The sequence below is a fragment of the Streptomyces sp. NPDC018000 genome (assembly GCF_044328025.1).
Classification (GTDB): domain Bacteria; phylum Actinomycetota; class Actinomycetes; order Streptomycetales; family Streptomycetaceae; genus Streptomyces.
Genome location: NZ_JBIRGM010000006.1, coordinates 169,796 through 184,996, shown reverse-complemented (window position 1 = coordinate 184,996; position 15,201 = coordinate 169,796). Strand labels below are relative to the sequence as shown.

Genomic DNA, 15,201 nt, shown 5'->3' with positions numbered 1-15,201 from the left:
CGCGTGAAGCGGGCCGGCCGTCGGCGGGCAGCCGAAACCTCACCCCACGGAGCTGTAAGCCACAACCCCCCGCAACACCGCCTCCACCGCCTTACGCGCACTCCGCGCCACAGAACTGCCGTCCCGCGGAGCCGCAGCCGCAATCTGCCCCAGCACGTCGATCACCTGCTTGCACCACCGCACGAAGTCCCCTGCCGGCATCTCCGCCTCGCTCAGTACCTCGTCCAGCGTCCGCCCCGACGCCCACATGTAGACCGCCCAGGCGAACCCCAGGTCGGGTTCGCGCTGCCCGACCCCCTCCGCCTGGTTGATCTTGAAGTCTTCCTCCAGGGCATCGAGCCGACCCCAGATCCGGACCATCTCACCCATCGCGGTCTTCGCGGGCCCCGACGGCAGCTTCGGCGCCACCGCGTCATCGGCCTGCCGGGCCTCGTACACCAACGCCGAGACGCACGCCGCGAGTTCGGCTGGGTTCAGGCCCTCCCACACCCCGGCCCGCAGGCATTCACTTGCCAGCAGATCCAGCTCGCCGTAGAGCCGCGCGAGCCGCCGCCCGTGCTCGGTGACCTCGTTGCCCCGCAGATAGTCGAGCTCGGTGAGCAGCGCGACGATGCGGTCGAAGGTGCGGGCGATGGTGTTCGTCCGCCCCTCGATCCGCCGCTCCAGCTGCCTGGTGTCGCGCTGCAACCGGTGATATCGCTCGGCCCATCGCGCATGGTCCTCACGCTCGTCGCACCCGTGGCAGGGGTGCGCGCGCAACTCCGCCCGGTAGCGGGCGATCTCCCGGTCGTCGGCCGCCGCGGACCGCCCCCTGCGGTGCCGCTCGGGCACTATGTGCCCCGCCTTGGTCCGCAGCGCGGAGGCCAGATCGCGGCGCGACTGCGGTGAGCGCGGGTTGAACGACTTCGGCACCCTCATCCGCTCCAGCGCCTCCACCGGAACCGGGAAGTCGATCGAGGCGAGCCTCTTGACCTGCCGCTCGGCGGTCAGCACCAACGGACGCGGCCCGTCGTGGTATTCGAGCCCGCGGTGCCCGTGTCCATTGGTCCGTCCGGCGGGCAGCCCCGGATCGAGAACCAGTGCAAGTCCGGCGAACTTACCGGTGGGGACATGGATGACATCGCCGGGCTTGAGCTTCTCCAGGGACGCCGTGGCCGCAACACGCCGCTGGGACGCGCCCTGCTTGGCGAGCTCCGTCTCCCGGTCCTTGAGTTCGCGGCGCAGTCGCGCGTACTCCTCGAAGTCACCGAGGTGGCAGGTCATGCCCTCCCGGTAGCCCTCCAGTCCCTCTTCGTTCCGCTGGACCTGCCGGGAGATCCCGACCACCGACCGGTCGGCCTGGAACTGTGCGAAGGAGGTCTCCAGCAGCTCGCGCGAGCGATGCCGCCCGAACTGCTGCACAAGGTTCACAGCCATGTTGTACGAGGGCCGGAAACTGGATCGCAGAGGATATGTACGCGTCCCCGCGAGACCGGCCAGCGCCCCCGGGTCCGTGCCGCGCTGCCACAGCACCACCGCATGGCCTTCGACATCGATGCCACGCCGTCCGGCCCGCCCGGTCAGCTGGGTGTACTCGCCCGGGGTGATGTCGGCGTGCTGTTCGCCGTTCCATTTGACGAGCTTCTCCAACACGACCGAACGTGCGGGCATGTTGATGCCGAGGGCGAGGGTCTCCGTCGCGAAGACGGCCTTGACGAGCCCTCGTACGAACAGTTCCTCGACAACTTCCTTGAACGTGGGCAGCATGCCGGCGTGGTGCGCGGCGATGCCCCGCTCCAGCCCTTCGAGCCACTCGTAGTAGCCCAGGACATGGAGGTCCTCGCCGGGGATGGATGCGGTCCGCTCCTCGACGATCTCGCGGACCAGGCGGCGATTGCCCTCGTCGTTGAGCCGCAGCCCGGCGTGCAGACACTGCTGTACGGCGGCCTCGCAGCCGGCCCGGCTGAAGATGAACGTGATGGCGGGGAGCAGCCCTTCGGCGTCCAGCCGGTCGATGACCTCGGGCCTGGCCGGCGTCCAGATCCGGCTGCGCTGGCGCCGCTCTCGCTCACGGTCCGCCTCTCGCACCATCTTGCCGCGGCGGCGTTCACGCGGGTTGTACGCCCGCTGGTTCTCCATCCGGACGAGCCGGACGAGGTCGGGGTTGACCTCGCGGCGCCCGGCGCCGCGGCCGCCGTGATCGGTCTCCTCCTCGAAGAGGTCGTACATCCGACGGCCCGCCAGCACGTGCTGCCAGAGCGGCACGGGGCGGTGCTCGGAGACGATGACCTGGGTGTCTCCGCGGACGGTGTCCAGCCAGTCACCGAACTCCTCGGCGTTGGACACGGTCGCCGACAGTGACACGAGGGTCACGGAGTCCGGGAGGTGAATGATCACTTCCTCCCAGACGGCCCCACGGAAGCGGTCGGAGAGGTAATGCACCTCGTCCATCACCACATAGCCGAGGCCGCGCAGCGCCTGCGAGCCCGCGTAGAGCATGTTCCGCAGCACTTCGGTGGTCATGACGATCACCGGGGCGTCGCCGTTGACGCTGTTGTCACCGGTCAGGAGGCCGACCTTGTCCGGTCCGTAGCGCTTGACCAGATCGGCGAACTTCTGGTTGGACAGGGCCTTGATGGGGGTGGTGTAGAAGCACTTGCGGCCCTGTTCGAGCGCGAGGTGCACGGCGAATTCGCCGACGATGGTCTTGCCCGAGCCGGTCGGGGCGGCGACGAGCACCCCCTTGCCGGCCTCCAGTGCCTCGCAGGCTTCGATCTGGTAGGGGTCCAGATCGAACTCGTACATCTCGCGGAAGGGCGCGAGTGCGGTGGCCAGCTCGGCGGCACGGATCCGAGAAGCCTGGTATCGCTCAGCTGGTGAGAGGTCCTCTGTCATCTTGCTTACGAGCCTACCCGCCGCCTCCGACAGTGACGCGATCTTTAATTTCCGGTGGGAGAGCCCGGCGTGAGCACTCTCACCGCGCCCGGTACACAGGTCGCGGTGAGCGGCAGCGCCCCGAGCTGTTCACCGTCCGCGTACGCGGTGACGCCGGCTGCGGCCAGCTCGATCGAGGAGACCCGGTGCACGGTGACCTCGGGGTGGCTGAGGTGCGTTCCCTTGTAGACGCGAGGGAAGACTTTCAACAGGGTGGTGCGGCTGCAGTCCCCGACGACGGTCACGTCGAAGAGCCCGTCGTCCATGACGGCGTCCGCGCAGATCCGCATGCCTCCGCCGTACGTCGATCCGTTGCCGACAGCGATGAGCGTCGCCTCGATCTCCCTGACCGGTCCGCCGTCCAGCCTGATGCGGTACGGGATGGGCTTGAACGCGGCGAGTTCGGCGAGGATCGCGAGGTCGTACTTGAACCGTCCGCCGACCCAGCGCATCCGGTTGCCGCGGTCGTTGACCCGGGAGTCGAAGCCGGAGGCGAGCACCGACCCGAACCACCGCTCACCGACCCGTCCGAGGTCGATCTCGCGGACGCTGCCGCCCTTGAGCGCCTCGGCGGCCAGCCGTCCGGCGGCAGCCGGGTCCCTTATCGGCATCCCGAGCGCGCGGGCGAAGTCGTTCCCGGTGCCCACGGCGACGACCCCGAGCGGCGTCATCGTTCCGGCAACGGCCTGCAGGGCAAGGGACATCATGCCGTCCCCGCCCACTGCTATCAGCGCGCCGGTCCCGCCCGCGACGGCCTCCCGGGCCCGCCGCAGAGCGTCGCCGGCGTCCACGCCGAGAACCGTACGCACGGAGAATCCGGCGTCCCGCAACGCGGAAGCGGCCGGCTGCGCGGCGTGCGCGCCCCGGCCGCGTCCTGCGGTGGGATTGACGAAAAGGGTGATCTCGCTGGTCACCCGGGGACCCTACAAGGTCAGGTGATGTCGTCGTAACCGTTCACGTGATCCCGGTCCGGACTCGCCTGCGTGGGCAACGCCCTGCCCGAGGAGAGCGATTCGACCTCTCCGATGTCCTCAGGGGTGAGATCCAGCTTCGACGCCTCGTCGTCGTCGAGCTCGGCGTCGGGGTTGGCACGCCTCTTGCGCTTGTCGTTGAGCAGGGAGACACCGACCGCGATGAAGTACAGCACGGCCAGCGGACCGGCCAGCAGCAGCATCGAGATGGGCTCGCCACCGGGTGTCGCGATGGCCGCGAACGCGGTGAGGCCGATGATCATCGCCCGCCACCAGCGCAGCATGCGGGCCCCGGACAGGACGCCGGTCATGTTGAGCAGGATGAGCAGCAGCGGCAGCTCGAAGGCCAGCCCGAAGACGATCACCATGCGGGTGATCAGGTCCAGGAAATCGTCCAGCGGCAGCAGATTCTTCACGTTGTCGGGTGTGAAGCCGAGCATGATCTGGGCGGTCTGCGGCAGGATCTCGTACGCGAGGGAGGCGCCGGCGAAGAAGAGCGGGACCCCGGCGGCGACGAAGGCCATCGAGTAGCGCTTCTCGTGCTTGTGCAGGCCAGGGGCGACGAAGCCCCACAGCTGGTACAGCCACACTGGAGTGGCCACCAGCACGCCCGTCATCAGGGACACCTTCAGTGCGATGGTGAACGGCGACAGCAGGCCGTTGGTGGTCATCTCCGCGCACGGCCGACCGTTGATCATGGTCACGGCGCCGTTCCTGCAGCCGACCGAATCCAGGATCGGCTTCATCAGGAACTCGAAGATTTCCTTCTGGAAGAACGCCGCCACGATCACGGCGACGACGATCGCCAGAACCGACTTCAGTAGCCGGTTGCGCAGCTCACGCAGGTGATCGAGGAGGGGCATGCGCCCCTCGTCGTCCTTCTCCTGCTTGCGGGCAGACTTGAGCAACCCACTTCCCTCGTCTCGTGCGGCAGCTGCCGGTGATGCGGATCAGCTGTCAGCTCTGGGTGGTGGGCTTGGCCTCACTGACCGGACGGGAGCTGGCGACGTCTCCCGGAGCGGCCTGGATCGTGCGCGCGGTGGCCGCAGGCGGAGTGGTGTCCGCGACGGTCTCCGCGGTGGGCGCCGCATCGTCCTTCTTCATGGCCTTGGCCTCGCTCTTGAGGATGCGAGCCGACTTGCCGAGCGAACGCGCCATATCAGGAAGCTTCTTGGCACCGAAGAGCAGCAGGATGACAGCGATGATCAGAACGATCTCGAGGGGCTTCAGATTGCCGATCATGTGCGACTTCCTTCTCACTGAGGCGACTGGAGGGCGGGCTCGCTACCCATTCGGCCGGACACACGTCCAACCTGCGCGCTGACAGCGATCGTAACCCGCAGGGGTAAACGCAAGGCAATGCCCGTGCATACTCCCGCCTGCGGCCCGCGCCTCCCCCTGGGCCGACGTCAGCAGCGTACCTCCGTACTGGTGAATCAAAAGTCCGCTCCCCTGCTAGCGCAGCGCCTCGCCGGTCGTGGCAAGGTCCGTCGCCGCCCTTTCGAGGTCCTCCGCAGCCCGGTTGATGCGCTGGGTGGTTCGCGTCACCTGACGCCCCAGACGCTGGGCCTCGATGAAGACCTTGACGGCCAGCACGCCGAGGACGGCGATCCCGAGAAACCCCAGTGCGATGGCGAGCATGGGCCAGAACATGCGCAGAGCCTCAATGTGTCTAGGTGTCCGAAGTGCTAAAGGCTGCTGTGGAGGCGCAGCGTGCGCACTCCGCCACCGGTGAGGAGCTCGACTATCCGCTCCCCGGCCGGCTTGCGGACGGCCGCACCGCACTCCGGGCAGGTGAAGGAGTAGAACGTCGTCCGGCGGCTGGCGCCCACGGCGAGGCGGATGGCGCCCGCGGCCAGCTCGAACCTCTCGCGGCAATCCGGGCAGGCGGCCTTGAACCGTACGGGCTCGGGCACCACCACGGTCGAAACACCTGACACTACAGACATATTGCTCATATCTCCCTCAGGTATCCGCTCAGGTGAGGTCGTCATAGGCAGCGAGCGCCGCATGGGCCGCCTGCTGTGCGCTCTGTGCCAGTTCCGGCGGGGAGACGATCCGGCCCTCCCCGCCCAGTCGCAGCGCAAGCCTGCGCAGCGAGGCCGGATCGGGGGTGCGCAGAGTGATCCGCAGCCCACCGTCGGGCAGCTCCTGGGCGCTGTCGTGCGGGTAGTACTCGGCGACCCACCGGCCGCCGGGTCCCACCTCGACCACGACCTCCGGGTCCTCGGCAGCCGGCTGGACGAGCCCCTCGGACAGATCCCGCAGTTCGAGCTCGGGCGGCGCGGCCGGCTCGTCCAGCAGCCGGATCTCGGCGACCCGGTCGAGCCGGAACGTACGCCGGTCCTCGGAGGACCTGCACCAGGCCTCCATGTACGTATGCCCCACGGCGAACAGCCTGATCGGGTCCACCTCGCGCTCGGTGAGTTCATCGCGCGCGGGCGAGTAGTAGCGCAGCCATAGACGACGCCGCTCGGAGATCGCCCGGTCGACATCGGCGAAGACACCGCCCTCGGACTCGAAGGTGACCGAAAGCCGCGAACTCGCCGCCCCCACCTCACCGGCCGCGGTCTCCAGTTTCGCGGTGGCCCGCAGCAGCGCCTGCCGGTCGCTCTCGCGCAGCCCGGGCAGCGTGGCCACGGCGCGGGCAGCGACCAGGAGCGCCGTCGCCTCGTCGGCCGCCAGCCGCAGCGGCTCCGCGACATCGTCCGGGTTGTGCCACCAGATCCGGTCGCCGTCGGTGTCGATGTCCAGCAGATCCCCGCCGCGGAAGCTCGTACCGCACATGGGCAGCACATCGAGGTCCGAGATCAGCTCGTCCTCGGTGATCCCGAAGGCGCGGGCGACGTCCTGGACATGGGCTCCGGGGCGCTCACGCAGATACGTCACCAGGGAGAGCATCCGGCGGGTCTGGTCGATCGCGTTCGTGGCCATGAATACGGTCCCCTCAGTCCTTGGCCACGGCGCGCAGCCGGTCCACCACATCGGCCCGCAGATCGGCGGGTTCCTGTACGACGACGTCCGGACCGAACTCGACGAGCCATGCATCCAGACCATGTCCGTACGGGATCTCCAACTCGTCCCAGCCGTCCCCGAGTTCCCGGACCGATATGGCGCGCGAGCGCAACGGGTACCCGGCACCGGCCCGCAGCCTGATCCGCGCGGTCCGGGTTGCCGTCTCCCCCGCCCAGCTCTCGACGGTCTCTCGGACAGTCACGACATCGGGAACCTCGACGGTGAAGACCCCGGCCCGGGAGCGGACCCGGCCGGTGATCCGGGAGAGCCGGAACACCCGCTCGGCGCCGCGGTCCCGGTCCCAGCCGGCCAGATACCAGTGGCCGCGCCAGCACTCCAGCGTCCACGGCTCGACCTGGCGCTGCTCTGGCCGCGCGGCGTTTGCCTTGCGGTAGTCGAAGGTCACCGGGCGGCGGTCCCGGCAGGCCAGCATCAACGGCTCGAACGCCGCCTCATGAACGGGGATACGGGGTTCGAGGGCACTGTGCACCTCGTACACGTCCTCGGCCTCCGGCATGCCCGCGGCCCGCAGCTTCTGCAGCGCACCGCTGGCGGCACCGGCCAGCCGCGCCTGCTGCCAGACCTTGGCGGCCAGTCCGAGCGCGGCGGCCTCCTCGGCGTCCAGCGTGATCGGGGGCAGCCGGTTGCTGTCGCGGCGGGCGAGATATCCCGTGTCTCCGTCCAGGTTCTCCACGGTCTCGATGACCAGACCGAGCTCGCGCAGATCATCCTTGTCGCGCTCGAACATCCGGTTGAAGGCGTCGTCGGAACCGGCTTCCAGATAGGCCTCGATGGAGCCCCGCAGCTCGCGCTTGCTCAGCGGGCGCCGGGTCCCCAGCAGACACAGAGCCAGGTTCATCAGCCGCTCGGCCTTGGCGATCGCCATCGACGCCCTTTCTGTTTTGCTCTACGACCGTCGACGGTACCGCTACGCGGTGTCCGGACAAAAGCTAGGGCCCGCGCCTTGCGGCGCGGGCCCTCGTATCTCACAGGCGCGGATCAGGCGGCGACCAGGTCGCAGACGAAGATCAGCGTCTCGCCGGGGGCGATGCGGCCGCCACCGGCGCCGCGGTCGCCGTACGCGAGGTGCGCGGGAATGGTCAGCTGGCGACGGCCGCCGACCTTCATGCCCTGCACGCCCTTGTCCCAGCCGGAGATGACCTGACCGGCACCGAGCTGGAACTGCAGCGGGGTGCCGCGGTTCCAGGAGGCGTCGAACTCCTCGCCGGTGGAGAAGGCCACGCCCACGTAGTGGACGGAGACGGTGGCGCCCGCCTTGGCGACCGCACCGTCGCCTTCCCAGATGTCCTTGATCTCCAGGTCGGCCGGCGGCTCGCCACCCGGGAAGTCGATCTCGGGCTTCTCGATGCTCACTGACTTGCTCCTCTTAATGATGAACTGGGCAACCGGGACAGTCTTACATCTTCGCCAGGATGTCCACAGCGAACACCAGCGTGGACTTCGCGGGGATGGTCTGCTGCGCCGTGTCACCGAACCCCTGGTCCGGCGGAATGACAAGAAGCACACGGCTGCCGATCTTCTTGCCGACCAGACCGTTCTTGAGCCCCTTCAAGGTGACCTGGGACAGCGGGAAGGTCTGCGTCTTGCCCGCCGCATAAGTGCTGTCGAACGTCTTGCCGTCCTTCCACAGCAGACCGACGTAATTCACGATGACGCTGTCGGTGTCCTTCACGACGTCGCCCTTGGACTCCAGAATGTAATTGGAGACGAGCTTCGCCGGCGGGTCGGTCTTGGTGGGGATGGTGACCTTGGGGGCCTTGCCATCGGTGTTGGTGCCGACCTTGGGCAGATCGGTGTTGTCCTGGGCGACCGCGGTGCCCTTGGCGGACGTCGGGATCTGCGTCGCCTTCAGAATGTCGACGACGAAGACGAGCGTGGCGTTCGGCTTGATTTCGCCCTGGCCCTGCGCTCCGTAACCGAGATCCGGCGGAATGACCAGCTGGACCCGGCTGCCGACCTTCTGGCCGACGAGACCCTTGTCCCAGCCCTGGATGACCATGCCGGCGCCGAGCGTCAGATCGAACGGCTTACGGTCGAAGCTGTTGTCGAACGGCTTGTCGGAGTCCCAGGCCTGCCCGAAGTAGTTGACCTGGATCGCATCGCCGTTCTTGAGTGTGGCGCCGTCACCCGGGCTGACAACCCTGGTTTTCAGCTCCTTGGGCGGGTTCCCCGTGCCCTTGGACAGGGTGGGCTTCTCTCCGAACTTCGCGCCCGCGGTGATCGCGGGGAACCCGTCCTTGGACGCGGCGGAAGCGGAATCGGAAGCGGAGCCCTTTTCGTGACCGCAGGCCGCTGTCAGCAGCAACAGGGGGACGACGAGAAGGCCGGCAAGTCGGCGCACTTGTTCCTCAGATCTCAGACGGCACAGTTGGTTGAGTCCTCGACACTCTAGGGCGTACGCAGGGCCCCGTACGAGGAAGGTACGGGGCCCGCGTCGCTCCGGAAGCCGGGGTTGTCCTGTTACCGGCTCACATACCCGCGATCAGCTTCTCCACTCGGTCGTCCACCGAACGGAACGGGTCCTTGCACAACACCGTGCGCTGCGCCTGGTCGTTGAGCTTGAGATGGACCCAGTCGACGGTGAAGTCCCGCCGCTGCTCCTGGGCCCTGCGGATGAAGTCACCGCGCAGCCGTGCCCTGGTCGTCTGCGGGGGCACGGACTTGCCCTCGAAGATCTTCAGGTCGTTGCAGACACGGGCGGCCTGTCCCTTGCGTTCCAGCAGGTAGTACAGGCCTCGACGGCGGTGGATGTCGTGGTATGCGAGGTCTATCTGGGCGACCCGCGGATGCGACATGGTCATGTTGTGCTTGGCCCGGTACCGCTCGATGAGCTTGTACTTCATCACCCAGTCGATCTCGGTCTCGATCCGGTCGAGGTCCTCCGCCTCGACCGCGTCGAGGGTACGGCCCCACAGCTCCAGGACCCGGGCGACGGTTCCGGTGCGGATGCCACGGCGGTCGACGAAGTCGACGGCCTTCTCGTAGTACTCGCGCTGCACCTCGATGGCGGACGCCTCACGGCCACTGGCCAGGCGCACCTTGCGCTGACCCGTGCTGTCGTGACTGACCTCGCGGATCGCCCGGATCGGGTTCTCCAGCGTCAGATCCCGCATCACGGTGCCCGCCTCGATCATGCGGAGCACCAGATCGGTCGCGCCGACCTTGAGCAGCATGGTCGTCTCGGACATGTTGGAGTCGCCGACGATGACGTGGAGGCGGCGGTACCGCTCCGCGTCCGCATGCGGTTCGTCACGTGTGTTGATGATCGGACGGGAGCGCGTCGTGGCGGAGCTGACGCCCTCCCAGATGTGCTCGGCACGCTGGCTGACGCAGTAGACGGCGCCCCGCGGTGTCTGCAGCACCTTGCCCGCGCCGCAGATCAGTTGCCTCGTGACGAGGAAGGGAATGAGGATGTCCGCGAGCCGGGAGAATTCTCCGTGCCGCGCCACGAGATAGTTCTCATGACACCCGTAGGAGTTTCCCGCCGAGTCGGTGTTGTTCTTGAAGAGATAGACGTCGCCCGCGATTCCCTCCTCGTGCAAGCGGCGTTCGGCGTCGACGAGCAGACCTTCGAGAATGCGCTCGCCGGCCTTGTCGTGGGTGACCAGCTCGGTCAGGTTGTCGCATTCGGGGGTTGCATATTCCGGATGCGATCCCACGTCGAGGTAGAGGCGGGCGCCGTTCCGCAGAAAGACATTGCTGCTGCGGCCCCATGACACAACACGGCGGAAGAGGTAGCGCGCCACTTCATCAGGGGACAGTCGGCGCTGTCCCCTGAACGTGCACGTGACGCCGTACTCGTTCTCCAGCCCGAAAATGCGGCGGTCCATGACTGAACATTACGCCTGATGGCCTGAGCTGAAACCGGGTTCGACAGCACCGTTTCGATCATTTTCCGATCCCCGTACAGCAACAGCCGTATGTCCGGGAACTGCGAGGACGCGTCCCGTAGCCAGCAGGACCAGCAGCGCCGCCACCCCACCGGCCCCCGCGACGGCGAAACCCCACGTCGTGCCGCCCAGCTCGACGGCCGGGCCCGCCACGGCCGTTCCCGCCGCCGCGCCCACTCCGAACGTCGTCACCAGCCAGGAGAACGCCTCGGTCACCGTGCCCCGCGGAGCATGCCGGTCGACCACGATGAACGAGCACGCGATGGCGGGCGCCAGAAAGACTCCGGCCACCGCTGCCAGAGCGGTCATGGCGACCACTCCCGGGGTCAGCATCAGCGGCAGATAGCCCAGTGCCAGCAGCGCGACGATGACACGCAGCCGACGCTCCGGAGCCCCGGCCCACTGCCGCGCGCCGTACACCGCACCGCCGACCAGTGCACCCAGCCCGAGCGCGGCCATCAACCAGCCGTACACCGACTCCCGGCCGTGGTCGTCGGCGTACGCCACCCCGGCCACCGTGATCGAACCGAGCGCGAGTCCGACGAAAAAGAACGAGCCGAGCAGCGCCAGCAGTCCCGGCGAGCGCAGCGCACCCAGCCAGTGCGCCTCACGGGGCGCGGAGCGCCAGGCACGGGAGGGCTCGGAGAGGACGACGGAGAGCGCACCCAGGACGCCGATCGCGTTGATCACGAGCAGGGCGGCGGCGGGCGACCACAGGGAGACGAGCAGCGTCACCAGCAGCGGGCCCACGGTGAACATGACCTCCTGGGCGATGGCATCCATCGCATACGCCCGGTGCACCCGGTCCTCGCCGCCCAGGACGCTCGGCCACAGGGCCCGCAGACCGCCTTCCAGCGGCGGGGTGAAGACGCCTGCCACCATCACCGCCCCGTAGGCCAGCGGCAGCGACCCCAGCCCCACCAGGGCCAGCAGGGCCATGCCCAGCGCCGATACCACGGAGGCCGGGAGCTGGACGCGCGGCTGGCCGTACAGGTCCACGGCGCGGCCCAGCAGCGGCTGTCCGACCGCGGTGGACAGTCCGTACACGGCCGCGAGCGCACCGGCGAGGGTGTAGCTGCCGCCCTCGGCCCGGGTGAACAGCACGATCGCGATATGGGCGGTGCCGCTCGGCAGCCGTCCCACGAGGGTCCCTGCCAGCAACCGGGCGGCATGCCGCGCCCGGAGGATGTCCAGATATCCCGCGGCCATGTCCCGCCCCTCTCCTTCGGGCGCTCTCCGGCACCCCGAGGTTTTACGTATAACGTCGAGGTTTATACGTACCATGTGCCCAGTCCGCAGGTCCACCTCTCGGTGCCTGCCCCGACCGGCCCGGAGGCCCGAGTGACCAGCGCACCACAGTCACAGCCCGCCCCGACGCGGCCCACCAGCCGCGACGTCGCGCGGGCCGCAGGCGTCTCGCAGGCCACCGTCTCCCTCGTGCTCGGCGACAAATGGCGTGGCAGGGTCTCCGAGGCCACCGCCGAGCGCGTACGGCATGCCGCGCACGAACTCTGCTACCAGCCCAATCTCGCCGCCCGCAACCTCCGCCTCGGCCGCACCAGGACCGCCCTGCTGGTCGTCCCTGCGCTCACCAACGAATTCTTCGCGCGTGTCTACACCGGCGCCGCCGCGGTGGCCGCCGAACACGGCTTCGGGGTCGTCCTCTACCCCTCCCCCGAAGGCACTGGGCCGGCCAGGGATCCCTTCGCCTCGGCGCGGGCCTCCCTCGACGGGGTGATCGCCTCCTCCATGGCCGCCGGCGCACTCGACGCGCTGCGCGGCGCCGGCCTGCCGCTGGTCATGCTCGACAGCGACCCGGCGGACACCGGCGTCGCGGCGCGGGTCAACCTCGATATCGCCGACGGCATGCGGCAGGTGGCGGAGCATCTGCTCGCGCTCGGCCACCGCCGCTTCGTCCACCTCGCGTCGGCGGTCGGCACCTGGACCTTCGCGGTCCGTGCCCTGGCGCTCCAAGACGCCTTGGGGGCGGTGGCCGGCGCCTCCATACGGACCGTCACGGCGAAGCTCGACGTACAGGCAGGCCGCGAGGCCGCGGAGCACGCACTCGCCGCCTCCGGCCTTCGGCCCACCGCCATCGTCTGCGACGACGACATCCTCGCCGCGGGCGCCTGCAAGGCCGCCCGCAGGCTGGGACTCCGCGTCCCCGACGACCTCTCCGTCACCGGTTTCGACGACCTGGCCCTGGCCACGGCCGTCGAACCGGAGCTCACCACTGTGCAGCTGCCGGCCGAGCAGGTCGGCGAACGCGGCATGGCCGCCCTGCTGGCAGTGCTGGAAGGCCGCCCGGCCGAGGCCGGCAGCCTGCCCGTGCACCTGCTGACACGCGGCTCCTCGGCGCCCCCGCCCGCGGACGATCAGCGCTCATGACGGTGCCCCGGCCCGCCGGGATGGGCGGACCGGGGCACCGGCACGGCGGTGGACTACTCCTCGGAGGACTCCACGTCTCCACCGGAATCGGTGGACTTGGTGACATCCGTCGTGCTCGTGGGGGACTCGGTTCCCTCGCCGTCCTCGTTGTCGGAGGGGGCATCCGTCGGCGCGGAGCCGCCGTCCGCCTCCAGCAAACGCGCCAGCTGTCGACCGACGATCCGCTTGAACTTGCGCTGCTGCGGCCTCGTACGGTCCAGGACCGCGACTTCCAGCCGCTCCGCGGGGATCTCCCGCTCGCTGCCGTTGGGATCACGGGACAGCGCCTGCACCGCCAGCTTGAGCGCCTCGGAGAGCGTCATGCCGTCGCGGTGCCGTTGGTCCAGGAAGGTGCTGATCTGCTCGGCGTTCCCGCCGACCGCGACCGAGCCGTGCTCGTCGACGATCGAGCCGTCGTGCGGAAGCCGGTAGATCTGGTCGCCCTCCGGCTCGGCGCCGACCTCGGCGACCACCAGCTCCACCTCGTACGGCTTCTCGGCCGCACTGGAGAAGATGGTGCCCAGCGTCTGCGCATAGACGTTGGCCAGCCCACGGGCCGTCACATCGTCACGGTCGTAGGTGTATCCACGCAGATCGGCGTAGCGCACGCCGCCGATGCGGAGATTCTCGTACTCGTTGTACTTACCGGCGGCGGCGAAACCGATCCGGTCATAGATCTCGCTGAACTTGTGCAGCGCACGGGACGGGTTCTCGCCGACGAACACAATGCCGTCGGCGTACTGCAGCACAACAAGGCTGCGACCACGGGCGATGCCCTTCCGGGCGTATTCCGCCCGGTCGGCCATGGCCTGCTGAGGTGAGACATAGAACGGCGTCGACACCGGTTATCCGTCCCTTTCTGTCAGTGACAAGAGCATCGAAGAGGCAGCAGAACGGGGTCAGAGCAGCGCGGCGCGCGGGCCGTCGGGCTGTTCCATCCGGCGTTCCAGAATCGAGCGGGCGATCTCGGAGGATTCCGCCTCGGCCAGCTTCCGGAAGCCCTCGTCGGTGATGACGGTGACGATCGGGTAGATCCGCCGGGCCATATCGGGACCGCCGGTCGCCGAGTCGTCGTCCGCGGCGTCGTACAGCGCCTGCACAACCAGGGTGAGGGCCTGCTGCTCCGTCAGATCCTCGCGGTAGAGCTTCTTCATCGAGCCACGGGCGAAGATCGACCCGGAGCCCGTGGCCGCGTAGCCGAGTTCCTCGGAACGGCCGCCGGTGACGTCGTACGAGAAGATCCGGCCCTTCTCGCGGTCGACGTCGAAGCCGGCGAAGAGCGGCACGACGGCGAGGCCCTGCATGGCCATGGCCAGATTGCTGCGGATCATCGTGGAGAGCCGGTTCGCCTTGCCCTCCAGGGAGAGCTGGGCGCCCTCGACCTTCTCGAAGTGCTCCAGCTCCAGCTGGAAGAGCTTGACCATCTCCACGGCCAGTCCGGCCGTGCCGGCGATGCCCACCGCCGAATACTCGTCGGCCGGGAAGACCTTCTCGATGTCGCGCTGCGCGATCACGTTGCCCATGGTCGCCCGCCGGTCGCCGGCCAGGACCACGCCGCCGGGGAACGTCGCAGCGACGATGGTCGTCCCGTGCGGCGCCTCGATGGCCCCCTGCAGGGGCGGCAGGTTCCGGTTGCCCGGGAGCATCTCGGGAGAATGGTCGGACAGGAAATCCATGAACGAAGAGGATCCCGGCGTCAGGAAGGCAGCTGGTAGACGCCCGGTGCTACGAGTGTTGGCTTCCACGCGTTTCCCTCCAGGTATGCGACGGCCCTGCGCAAGGCGTCAGGATCGTCTCCCAACGTACCGATGGCCGAATTGCTGTTGATGCGTTACGCCACGGACCCTACCCGTCCCGCGGCAGCGATCCACATGCACTCCGGGGCCGCTGTACGGCCTGCGGTGCCACTTGTGCCCGCGCGGTGCGGGCCGACCCGGCCCGCACCGCGCGTAACTCTCCACTGC

General features: G+C 68.6%; 15 protein-coding genes and 1 pseudogene. 1 reads left to right on the top strand and 15 read right to left on the bottom strand.

Going from position 1 to position 15,201, the window contains the following annotated elements; all coding sequences use genetic code 11:
• Positions 1-39 precede the first annotated feature (39 nt).
• The 12 genes from ACH4EW_RS16820 to ACH4EW_RS16765 form a co-directional block, all read right to left on the bottom strand.
• On the bottom strand, positions 40-2,874 hold the full coding sequence (locus ACH4EW_RS16820; protein ID WP_398257279.1) for a DEAD/DEAH box helicase: 2,835 nt from the start codon (positions 2,872-2,874) through the stop codon (positions 40-42).
• A gap of 44 nt (positions 2,875-2,918) precedes the next feature.
• Positions 2,919-3,827 (bottom strand): diacylglycerol kinase, encoded by a 909-nt coding sequence (locus ACH4EW_RS16815; protein WP_398257276.1) that lies wholly within the window; start codon positions 3,825-3,827, stop codon positions 2,919-2,921.
• Between the two features lie 17 nt (positions 3,828-3,844).
• Complete coding sequence (gene tatC / locus ACH4EW_RS16810; RefSeq protein ID WP_398257274.1) at positions 3,845-4,792, bottom strand: twin-arginine translocase subunit TatC; 948 nt, start codon at positions 4,790-4,792, stop codon at positions 3,845-3,847.
• Positions 4,793-4,841: 49 nt separating this feature from the next.
• On the bottom strand, positions 4,842-5,126 hold the full coding sequence (gene tatA, locus ACH4EW_RS16805) for a Sec-independent protein translocase subunit TatA (RefSeq protein ID WP_398257271.1): 285 nt from the start codon (positions 5,124-5,126) through the stop codon (positions 4,842-4,844).
• 213 nt (positions 5,127-5,339) lie between these two features.
• Positions 5,340-5,537 carry a hypothetical protein gene (locus ACH4EW_RS16800; RefSeq protein ID WP_398257268.1) on the bottom strand — a complete coding sequence of 66 codons (198 nt, stop codon included), beginning with the start codon at positions 5,535-5,537 and terminating at the stop codon, positions 5,340-5,342.
• A 35-nt stretch (positions 5,538-5,572) separates the two neighbouring features.
• Positions 5,573-5,842 (bottom strand): hypothetical protein, encoded by a 270-nt coding sequence (locus tag ACH4EW_RS16795; protein WP_398257266.1) that lies wholly within the window; start codon positions 5,840-5,842, stop codon positions 5,573-5,575.
• A gap of 19 nt (positions 5,843-5,861) precedes the next feature.
• Complete coding sequence (locus ACH4EW_RS16790; RefSeq protein ID WP_398257263.1) at positions 5,862-6,818, bottom strand: helix-turn-helix transcriptional regulator; 957 nt, start codon at positions 6,816-6,818, stop codon at positions 5,862-5,864.
• Between the two features lie 13 nt (positions 6,819-6,831).
• Positions 6,832-7,785 (bottom strand): helix-turn-helix transcriptional regulator, encoded by a 954-nt coding sequence (locus ACH4EW_RS16785; RefSeq protein WP_398257260.1) that lies wholly within the window; start codon positions 7,783-7,785, stop codon positions 6,832-6,834.
• Between the two features lie 113 nt (positions 7,786-7,898).
• Positions 7,899-8,273, bottom strand: a complete 375-nt coding sequence (locus ACH4EW_RS16780; RefSeq protein ID WP_114243622.1) for an FKBP-type peptidyl-prolyl cis-trans isomerase — start codon at positions 8,271-8,273, stop codon at positions 7,899-7,901.
• A 43-nt stretch (positions 8,274-8,316) separates the two neighbouring features.
• Positions 8,317-9,261, bottom strand: a complete 945-nt coding sequence (locus ACH4EW_RS16775; protein WP_398257257.1) for an FKBP-type peptidyl-prolyl cis-trans isomerase — start codon at positions 9,259-9,261, stop codon at positions 8,317-8,319.
• Between the two features lie 127 nt (positions 9,262-9,388).
• Positions 9,389-10,750 (bottom strand): Pup--protein ligase, encoded by a 1,362-nt coding sequence (gene pafA, locus ACH4EW_RS16770; protein WP_398257254.1) that lies wholly within the window; start codon positions 10,748-10,750, stop codon positions 9,389-9,391.
• Between the two features lie 9 nt (positions 10,751-10,759).
• On the bottom strand, positions 10,760-12,019 hold the full coding sequence (locus ACH4EW_RS16765) for an MFS transporter (protein ID WP_398257251.1): 1,260 nt from the start codon (positions 12,017-12,019) through the stop codon (positions 10,760-10,762).
• Between the two features lie 132 nt (positions 12,020-12,151).
• Between ACH4EW_RS16765 and ACH4EW_RS16760 the strand changes: the two genes are divergently transcribed.
• The gene (locus ACH4EW_RS16760) at positions 12,152-13,198 is read left to right on the top strand and encodes a LacI family DNA-binding transcriptional regulator (protein ID WP_398257248.1); all 1,047 of its coding nucleotides are present in this window, start codon (positions 12,152-12,154) and stop codon (positions 13,196-13,198) included.
• Between the two features lie 53 nt (positions 13,199-13,251).
• Here ACH4EW_RS16760 and prcA read toward each other — a convergent pair whose 3' ends face one another.
• From prcA to ACH4EW_RS16745, 3 genes and pseudogenes are all read right to left on the bottom strand, one after another.
• Positions 13,252-14,079 carry a proteasome subunit alpha gene (gene prcA, locus ACH4EW_RS16755; protein ID WP_398257245.1) on the bottom strand — a complete coding sequence of 276 codons (828 nt, stop codon included), beginning with the start codon at positions 14,077-14,079 and terminating at the stop codon, positions 13,252-13,254.
• A 57-nt stretch (positions 14,080-14,136) separates the two neighbouring features.
• Positions 14,137-14,982 (bottom strand): proteasome subunit beta, encoded by an 846-nt coding sequence (gene prcB, locus ACH4EW_RS16750; RefSeq protein WP_398257242.1) that lies wholly within the window; start codon positions 14,980-14,982, stop codon positions 14,137-14,139.
• Positions 14,934-15,120 (bottom strand): annotated as a pseudogene (locus tag ACH4EW_RS16745) (endonuclease domain-containing protein); the annotation flags it as partial. The gene prcB and the pseudogene ACH4EW_RS16745, both read right to left, overlap by 49 nt.
• Positions 15,121-15,201 lie beyond the last annotated feature (81 nt).

Coding starts and splice junctions, on each gene's coding strand:
- tatA (WP_398257271.1), bottom strand. CDS start 5,126: ATGATCGGCAATCTGAAGCCCCTCGAGATCGTTCTGATCATCGCTGTC.
- ACH4EW_RS16820 (WP_398257279.1), bottom strand. CDS start 2,874: ATGACAGAGGACCTCTCACCAGCTGAGCGATACCAGGCTTCTCGGATC.
- ACH4EW_RS16765 (WP_398257251.1), bottom strand. CDS start 12,019: ATGGCCGCGGGATATCTGGACATCCTCCGGGCGCGGCATGCCGCCCGG.
- ACH4EW_RS16790 (WP_398257263.1), bottom strand. CDS start 6,818: ATGGCCACGAACGCGATCGACCAGACCCGCCGGATGCTCTCCCTGGTG.
- pafA (WP_398257254.1), bottom strand. CDS start 10,750: ATGGACCGCCGCATTTTCGGGCTGGAGAACGAGTACGGCGTCACGTGC.
- ACH4EW_RS16785 (WP_398257260.1), bottom strand. CDS start 7,785: ATGGCGATCGCCAAGGCCGAGCGGCTGATGAACCTGGCTCTGTGTCTG.
- ACH4EW_RS16795 (WP_398257266.1), bottom strand. CDS start 5,842: ATGAGCAATATGTCTGTAGTGTCAGGTGTTTCGACCGTGGTGGTGCCC.
- ACH4EW_RS16800 (WP_398257268.1), bottom strand. CDS start 5,537: ATGTTCTGGCCCATGCTCGCCATCGCACTGGGGTTTCTCGGGATCGCC.